This is a genomic window from Oliverpabstia sp. (genome assembly GCF_022785585.1).
Taxonomy (GTDB): Bacteria; Bacillota; Clostridia; order Lachnospirales; family Lachnospiraceae; genus Oliverpabstia; species Oliverpabstia intestinalis.
This window is the reverse complement of the sequence record NZ_JALFPR010000070.1, coordinates 1-7,208: the sequence shown is the minus strand read 5'-3', so window position 1 is coordinate 7,208 and position 7,208 is coordinate 1. Positions and strand designations below refer to the sequence as shown.

At 43.8% G+C, this 7,208-nt stretch carries 5 protein-coding genes and 1 pseudogene; all 6 read right to left on the bottom strand.

The window, feature by feature from the left end:
- Positions 1-706 (bottom strand): annotated as a pseudogene (locus MSA64_RS04475) (CAP domain-containing protein); the annotation flags it as partial.
- Positions 707-757: 51 nt separating this feature from the next.
- A complete protein-coding gene (locus MSA64_RS04470; RefSeq protein WP_287890748.1) occupies positions 758-3,127 on the bottom strand; it encodes an Ig-like domain-containing protein in 2,370 nt (789 codons plus the stop codon).
- Between the two features lie 16 nt (positions 3,128-3,143).
- Positions 3,144-4,628: a sigma-70 family RNA polymerase sigma factor gene (locus tag MSA64_RS04465; RefSeq protein ID WP_287890746.1), complete on the bottom strand. Its 1,485-nt coding sequence runs from the start codon at positions 4,626-4,628 to the stop codon at positions 3,144-3,146.
- Positions 4,629-4,800: 172 nt separating this feature from the next.
- Complete coding sequence (locus tag MSA64_RS04460; protein ID WP_287890744.1) at positions 4,801-5,739, bottom strand: DMT family transporter; 939 nt, start codon at positions 5,737-5,739, stop codon at positions 4,801-4,803.
- Between the two features lie 460 nt (positions 5,740-6,199).
- Complete coding sequence (locus MSA64_RS04455; RefSeq protein ID WP_287890742.1) at positions 6,200-6,604, bottom strand: hypothetical protein; 405 nt, start codon at positions 6,602-6,604, stop codon at positions 6,200-6,202.
- Between the two features lie 403 nt (positions 6,605-7,007).
- On the bottom strand, positions 7,008-7,208 hold a 201-nt coding region (locus MSA64_RS04450), incomplete at its 5' end, for a hypothetical protein (RefSeq protein ID WP_287890740.1).

The window sequence follows — 7,208 nt, the reverse complement described above, 5'->3', positions numbered from 1 at the left end:
TTTGTTTATTCGGTACCCATTTTCCGCTACCATCTACATAATACTGTCCGATCCAGGTATTCGTTGCCATGGCTCCGTCAGCTCCCAGATAATAATCACCTGCCCAGGCATTTTTTACCATTGCCCCGGATGCATCCATGTAATACCAGCTTCCGTTCACCTGTTTCCAGCCGGTTACCATCCAGCCGGATCCGTCGAAGTAGTACCAGGTTCCGTTGATCATTTCCCAGCCGTTCATCGTATAACCGCCATCCGCATGTCTGTACCACCAGCGGTTTCCGCTCTTCACCCAGCCGGCCTGTGTTTTCACTTTTCCGGGAATCCAGGCTCCGCTTCCGCCTACATAATTGTCACCGATCCAGGTATTTGCCTGCATGACTCCACTTTCATTCATGTAATACCAGGTGCTTCCTACCTGCACCCAGCCGGTGGCCATTGCTCCGCTTTCCGTCAGATAATACCAACCACTGGAAAGCTTTAACCATCCGGTTACCATATAACCGTTTCCGTCAAAATAGTACCAGGTTCCGCCGATATTTTTCCAGCTGTTGGTCGGATAACTTCCGTTATCCTCCTCCCACCACCAGCCGGTTTTGTTCTGTTTCCAGCCACCGGCTGCCTGTACGCTGACCGGCGTAAATGTTGACGCGAGCATCAGCACAGACATCCCGATCGCCAAGGCTTTTTTGATTGTTTTGTTCTTCATATTCTTTCTCCTTCGAAGTATTTATTATAAATCCTCTTGGTTTATAAACGGTTAATGCAGATATTTTTTCATATCATCAACGGAAATCTCCATCCAGTTTGCCCAATATTCTTCTCTTTCCTGCTGAGAATAGTTTGCTAGTTCACTTTCTGATGGTCCGATTGTAAATATAAGTCCGCGTTTTTCTATTTTTCCATCTACCTTCAACACCAGAACCGCACAGCCTGCTGTCAGTGGCTGATCGGTCTTTTTCATCAGTTGTATCATACAGGATGAATTTTGTATCAGAGCATCCAAGGCTGCTTCTTTCGTAAAGTCCTTATCATCTCCGTACACCAGCTGAACATCCTGTGTTTCCTCATTTTCATCTACACCTATAATTCCGTAAATGTCAAAATCAGGTTGCACATGCATTCCCACTTTGACCTTAGAAGCATAGACCGCATCTTCTTCATTCCACACAAATGGTTCTACCCCATTTGCTGTTCTCATTTTGTTGACTTCATCAAAAAGATATTTGGCATATTCTGTGTCATAAGAGTATTCCACGACATCTTCCTCACCGGTTACGATCACTTCACATTCTGCCCGTTTACCAAGAATCTCTGCATATACGGTTGCTCTTCCCGGTTTTTGTGCGACAATGCCAAAACGATCCGCTGTCACCACACTTTCATCGCTGCTTCCCCATCTTATTCCATAACCGTTAGCATACTGATAATTTGCATACTCCACAGGTTTTGATGTTAACCGAAGGTGTGTTGTCTCGTTCTTTTCCATATATAACGTTGTCTGATCAAAATAAAGCTCTTCTAGGTCTTTATCTGCCGATACTACCGTTATCTTCCGACTTAACTCGATATCCCGTATCGTTATATGAAGCGTGGTCTCTCCTATATCCGTTGCCCACAGAATACCTACCGGAGAATTGAGCATAAGGATATTTTCATCATCGACAGACATTCTGATAAGATTGGTAATATCATAATTTCCCGGCTGCATATGGACAGATACTTCTGCTGCTTCCCCATATTTGAGATAATCAGCATCCGATGTGGGATACTTGATTTCTACCGATATGGATGAAGCATCTTCCGGTAACACAAGCATTTCCACCGACCGTGAAACGTCGGAAACTTTCAATGCGATTTTTACTACTCCCGCTTTATGCGCCGTAACTTTCCCATCCTTGACTGTTGCAATCGATTCATCCGAAGATGTCCACTTTGCAGTCAGATCATCTGTCGTATTTTCCGGATAATACTGCCAGTCTATCTCCTCTTCTTCTCCCGGCTTCAATGGCTGACCTGTTGTCTGCAAACGAATCGTTTCCAGCGGAATCCGTACCGGTTTCGTTCTGTCCCAGTTTCCATCCGAATCCAGATAACGGTCACCAATCCAGGTGTTTTTCAATTTCGTTCCGTTTTTTCCGACAAAGGAATCTCCGACCCACTGATTTCGAACAAGCACTCCATCCTCGTCGACATAGGACTCTCCGATCCACTGGCTGGTTACTTTTTTCCCATCCCCGCCGACATAAGAATCATCGATCCACTGATTTTTCAGTTTTTTTCCGTCCGCTCCTGCATAATAGTCCTGCACCCACTGATTTTTTGTTATTTTTCCGGATATTCCTACATAATAATCATCCACCCAGCAGGCAGTCATCATCTTTCCATCGGAACCGAGATAACTGTCATCCACCCACTGATTTTTTCTCATTGCTCCATCGCCTACCGGTCCCAGATAGTACCAGCTTTCGTTGATTTTCTGCCAGCCGGTCTGCATCCAGCCGTTTTTGTCAAAATGATATTTTTTCTGATTAATGGTCTCCCAACCATTTACCGTATAGCTTCCATCGCTGTGTCGATACCACCAACGGTCACCGGAACGGATCCACTGGCTCTGAACAGCATCCGGTATCCATGCACCGGATGGATTGACATAACATGAACCAATCCAGGTATTTTCTGCCATCTTTCCATTTCCATACAGATAGTACCAGGAACCATTGATCAGCTGCCAGCCGGTCAACATCGCTCCACTGCTGTTCATATAATACCAGGTAGTTCCATCTTTTACCCATCCAGTCAGCATCGCTCCGCTTCCCGGCTGTAGGTAATACCAGGTTCCTCCGACGGATGCCCAACCTTCCGCCATCGCCCCACTTCCGGTCAGATAATACCAGGAACGTCCATCCCAGTACCATCCGGTGCGCATATAGCCATTCCCGTCAAATGCATACCAGGTTCCGTGAATGTATTTCCACTGATTCGCCGGCCAGCTTCCATTATCTTCCTGCCACCACCAGCCGGTACTGTTCTTTTTCCACGTTCCCGCCTGTGACATGACAGGCAGCAGCACGATCATAAGTGCCAATACCGCCATGCATATTATTTTTTTTCGTCTTTTCTTTTTCATATGTACTCCTTCCTCACTATTTGGCTGCACCACATACCGAGCAGACATACCCTCTCGTCACCACTTCATCGTATGCAGGTTCATCCACCCACACCTGCTGCGTCACCGCATCATGGTGAATACTTCCGGTCTGGATCTTCCTGCTGCTGAATCCGGCATTGTGTATCGCTTCGTGTTCCTGTGCATTTGTCGTTACATCTGCTCCGCAGGTATTACAAAAAACATGGTATTCGTAAACAGGCTCCTCGTATGCCTCCTGCACCGTCTTGGTCTCATAATGCCCGGATGCCTCATGATGAATCTTTTCTGTCTGTGCTACCCACTGATGGGTATGCTGATCTGTTTCTGATATGGATGTCCTCTGCTGATTTCCCGTACTTTCTGTATTTCCTGTGCTGTCAGTATTTTCCGTGTTTCCTTCCGTTCCCTGTGAACCGGTCGCAGCTGTCGGCTGGCCATTGTTTTCTGCCGTTGACTCTGTCTCTGCTGCCGGTGAAACAGGCTGGTTTTTCGCCGGTTCCGGTGTCGTTGTAGGTTCCGAAGTTACGGTTGGTTTTGGCGTATTCTCAGGTGTCGGCGTCACCACATCCTCTGTATTTCCGGTATCTTTTGTATCTTCCTTTACACTGGCTTCCGTCTCTTCGTTTTTTTGATCATCTGTATCCACCAGCAGTTCCTGTATCTCCTGCACCTGCTGGTGCCTGTCCGGAATTTTCGCAGCACCTATCCCAATTCCCATACAGATCGCTGCTGCTGCAATTCCTGTGACAATTGCTTTTTCTATCCCCGCTTTCACCAGGAACTTCGCCTTCGGTATCTGTTCCTGAACTCCCCGAAGTTTCTGAAACAGATACATGAGAATCGGAATCGGTGCAGCTGTCCGCAGGATAACTCCCTTTTTCTCCAGTTCGGCGATCTCTTTTCCGATCTTTTTTCTCGCATAATTCAGACGGCTCTTTACAGTATTTACGCTGCAGTTTAAAGCTTCTGCGATCTCGTTGACCGACATCTGCTCATAGTAAAACATTCCCACAACCATTCTCTGCTTTTCATCCAGTTCTCCCAAAATCTGGTCTATCAGTTCTTTCGTCTCTGCCTGATCCACTACAATCTCCGGTATATGTTCCAGTCTTTCGTCCTGCAGTTCGGCGATGCTTTTTCCCCCTTCACCGTCTGCCTCCGAGAATAAAACCCAGTCCACTTTCCGCAAATGTGCTTTTGCCGTATTAACCGCTATCTTTTTGATCCACACCGGAAACTTATCCGGTTCTTTCAGCTGTTTGATCTTTCGCAGGCTTTTATAGTAGGTTTCCTGTACAATATCCTGTGCGGTATCTTCATTATGTATAAATACTTTTACGATATGATATACTTCTGAATATGTAAGCATATATAAGTTTGTAAATGCTTCTTTATCGCCTTCCACAGCTCTCTGAACCAGTTCTATGCGGTCTTGTTTATCATCTTCTTTATCGTTATCTGTAATCTGATTGTCTTCCATATTATTATGTCTTTCCTTTTTTCGGAGTTTTTTATATGAATAGAATTGTTTTATTTAGTAATCTGCTAATCTGTTTTGCTTTATACACATATCGATTCTGTATACTTTACATTTTATAGATGCATGAATCGGCTATTTGGTTTTATATTTTTCTGATTTTTCCAAAATATTTTTAATTCTTTTCTTTTGCTTTGCAGTTAACAATATAAATCCCGGCACACACCAGAAGCAGTGCCACTAAGCTACCGGTATTAAATGCCTGTTTCACCTCACCAAGGATCAATGCTGACAGGATCACACTGCATAATGGATTGACAAATCCGAAAATCGCCACTTTTGAGACATCGTTCCAGGCAAGCAGTACCGACCACAGCGTGTAAGCAACTGCCGAAACCATTGCCAGATAGAAGATGATCACGACACCTACTGCGGTAATATTTCCAAGGTGTCCGCCCATTCCGATGCCGATCAGTGTCAGAACGACGCCTCCCATGGTAAACTGTGTTCCGCTGAGCACCACCGGGGATACTTTTTTCGAATAGATATTAATCAGGATCGTGGAGATTCCATAAGCGACCTGCGAGATCAGGATAAATCCTTCACCGGTAAACGTGAATCCCATATCCAGGGACTTTCCCATCAGGTTGATCACAACCACACCGGCAAATCCAAGCACGCAGCCCGCCATTTTTCTCCCGGTCATCCGTTCGTTTCGAACGATCAGGCAGACCATCAGTATCGCAATAAAGTTGCCAAGTCCGGTGATAATGCCCCCTTTTACTCCGGAAGTGTGGGCAACACCGATGTAAAAGAAGAAATACTGTCCCACCGTCTGTGCCAGACACACCGGAACCGCGTATTTCAGGATCGTCCGATCCGGAATCAGCACTTTTTTCTCCCTGATGGATGCAAAAATCAGAACCAGCAGCCCTGCCAGTGTAAACCGAACCCCGGCAAATACAATCTGACTCGCCGTATCCGCCGCATCCACCTCCATCAACCGATACCCCGTTTTAATCACCGGAATCGCGCTTCCCCATAAGATACAACATACACACGCAAGAAGCGCGACAATGCCTGTTTTTGTTAACGTATTTTGCTTTTGTGTCATTTTTCTTTTCTCTCCCCTTATTTGTTTGTATTTTTCTGATAGTACTATCATATAGCAAAAAACTGACAAATTCAAAGCGATTTTTATTCTGTTTTTATATATTTTCAGACAAAAAAGTTCTGAACATCAGGCATCTGAGGCTTAATGTTCAGAACTTAAAATCCATAAATTTCAAACCGATAAACCGTCACAACCGGCGTTTTCTCCCCGAATTTCCAGATCCCATCTTTCTCTGCTTTTCTCACAAGAAGTAACAGCATTGAAAAGAGCCGCAATACCTGGATATATCATAATACACCTGTTCCTGATATCGCCAGAATCACATACCGTACAACGACAGGAATCTCACAAAAGCATTCCCAGTATACCAGCCGATTGGTCGAAGACAGTGGGGCGAAAAAATATCCCGGTATCACATGAAACCTATTGGATACTCCTATCTTTCCATGGTTCATTTTCATTATCTCGCGCAAATACTATTTACGAACACAAGATAACACGCAAAGTCACCGATCCCTTTTCGTATGTAGCCATTTTCCTCAACATCACCAAGCTGTTCTCTCCATAACGCCTTTTTCCCCTGCATTTTAAGATATCTTGCAAGCATATTCAAATGGATAATCACGGAATCATGATGTGAAGTTCTTAAGGAATCCGTATCTATTTTTTCTTCTTTCGACATCCGAAGCCACTTTGCACGAATCCCTGCATATCTGTTTGCTGCATCAATCAGGTCTTCATACAATTCCACTGCTTCCGGATCATCTCCAATCTCCTTTAACAGTTCTCCGTGAATCTTCTGCATCTGCTGAAAATCCAACGCATAAGGCTCCTTCAAATATTGTTCAAATGTATACACTTCCATCCCTTATCTCCTTTTCAATCCAAGAATTTATTCATTTTCCAACCTATTTTATCATTTCAAAAAGTAGCTCCTGTAATCCCGCCGTCACATATCAAACATACTCAGCTGAGCTTCTTTTAAAATGCATTTATATTTTTCATATTATACAATAATAGTCATAAAAACCCCATTTATATTTCGGAAGATAATTTTCCCATAGAATCTGGCGATATGTTAAATTTTTTTTCCTGGCTCAAGGATATATGTTTTCAGCTCCATATATGTTTTAGATTCAAACCCTAATCATCTGATAAAAGAAATGCTGAAAGCCCACATAAATACAGGCTTTCAGCATTTTTGTCTCTATATTCTTATTATACATCAACAGCTATAAAATTCAACGCAGCTTATTACGTCAGAATTGCTATCTCTTATACATGGTTTTTTCTTCCCCATCATCGGCGTTAGGAATTCCTGTGCCGATCTGATCCCAGTTCAATATAACAGAATCAGTAAACGCATTGATAACCAGACCAGTTAATACATATCGTGATTCTTTTGCCATATTAATCGCATCAGAAATGTATACTTCTCTTTGATAAAATTTCTTCCCATACTCTTTCAT